The sequence below is a fragment of the Oleiphilus sp. HI0132 genome (assembly GCF_001635845.1).
Genome location: NZ_LWGJ01001340.1, coordinates 1 through 1,658, shown reverse-complemented (window position 1 = coordinate 1,658; position 1,658 = coordinate 1). Strand labels below are relative to the sequence as shown.

The following is a 1,658-nucleotide window of genomic DNA, read 5'->3' as shown; positions in this document are numbered from 1 at the left end:
GATCACTATGTGTCGAGCTCTGCACAGGTTATTGCTAATTGTGTTTTGTTGACTTCGGTTTTTGCCTTCCGGGAGTTGGCTCACTCAGATGGTACCAACCTCCCGTCTGAAGAAGCGATGCTGCATAACTTCTGGGTATATGGCATAGCCTTATTGTTGATCGTCAGTATCTACAATTTGATTAAGGTGCCTGCTCACCTAAAACCTGGCGGTAATATTGGCTATGCTTTGTTATCGGTTCCTCTCTATTCCACGATGGCCATCATTGCGGGTATTTTCTTCTTCTCTCATGGCCACATGCCAGGGATAGGTATCTATCTGAATACACTGATGGACCTGGCGGACATGTTCCTGAACGTTGGTTTGTATGTCTGGATAGGTATGCTCTTGAAACAAACCCGTTTTGCCGGTTTGGTTCTGAACCTGTTTAAGCCTTGGAAAATGCCTCCGGAAATGTTGGCTTTTGTTGTGGTTGTTCTTGCTGCTGTACCGACTGCCTACACAGGTGGCTCTGGTATCTTCGTTATCGCTGCTGGTGCAGTAATCTATCACGAAATTAGAGCAGCTGGCGCACGCCGCAATCTGGCACTCGCAGCCACGGCGATGTCAGGTAGTATGGGTGTTGTATTGCGACCATGTTTGCTTGTTGTTGTTATCGCGTTCATGAACCGTGAAGTAACGACCGACCAACTATTTGGCTGGGGTGTATGGGTCTTTGCGCTAAGTGCCTTTATGTTCTTTATTATGGTTATGTTTGTGAACCGTCAGAGCAAGATTCAATTAGCCTCTGTTGGTGATGCACTGCCAGAGACATTTTCGCAAATTAAGCCTCTCATTCCTTACATCCTTTGTATGGGTGGCGTTATTATGTTCTATAACATGGCCTTAAACGTTCAGTTGGATGAGTTCTCTGCAGCGCGAATCTTACCTGTGATGATGATCGTTATTCTTATTTTTGAACATATCACCAAGAAAGACATGGTGAGTGAAGATGGTAAGTCAACCGAGCCACATAAAGGTATTGAATACTGTGTGCGTACAGCCACCAACCAGACAACGGCTGAAATTGGTGCCCTGCTACTATTGGTAGCTTGTAGTATCTGTTTGGGTGGTATGATCGAACGAACCGGTGTTGTTGAGATGTTCCCAAGTGACTTCTCAAGTATCTGGACAGCAATGGCCCTTATGGTGTGTGCGTTGGTTGTCATGGGTATGATTATGGAAGCCTTTGGTGCGGTAATTCTGGTAAGCCAAACAATCGCTACGGTTGCTTACCAGGCTGGTATTGATCCAATTCACTTCTGGATGATGACTTTGGTTGCCTTTGAGTTGGGTTACTTGAGCCCGCCGGTAGCATTGAATCACTTGTTAACACGCCAAGTGGTGGGTGAAGAAGAAGCGCTTAAAGCTGATGAAGAAGTTAAGGATGGTACCTTCTACCAGCGCAATGAGCGTATTCTGATGCCAATGATGACAATGGGCTCAGTATTGCTCATCGTGGCCTTTGGACCTCTACTGGTTGCCTACTAAGTTGAGTTAGGCAAATAAAAAATCCCCGCAAGTCGGGGATTTTTTTTGTTTATAATTTACTGAAGAGATGAGTACCTACTCAATTGATCGCTTTCGTATTTTTCTTAAGGAGCTAAAAACTTACTATG

1 protein-coding gene is annotated in these 1,658 nt (G+C 45.0%); it reads left to right on the top strand.

What is annotated here, in order from left to right; genetic code table 11:
* On the top strand, positions 1-1,530 hold a 1,530-nt coding region (locus A3766_RS20425), incomplete at its 5' end, for a TRAP transporter large permease subunit (RefSeq protein ID WP_082907180.1).
* Positions 1,531-1,658: the final 128 nt, after the last annotated feature.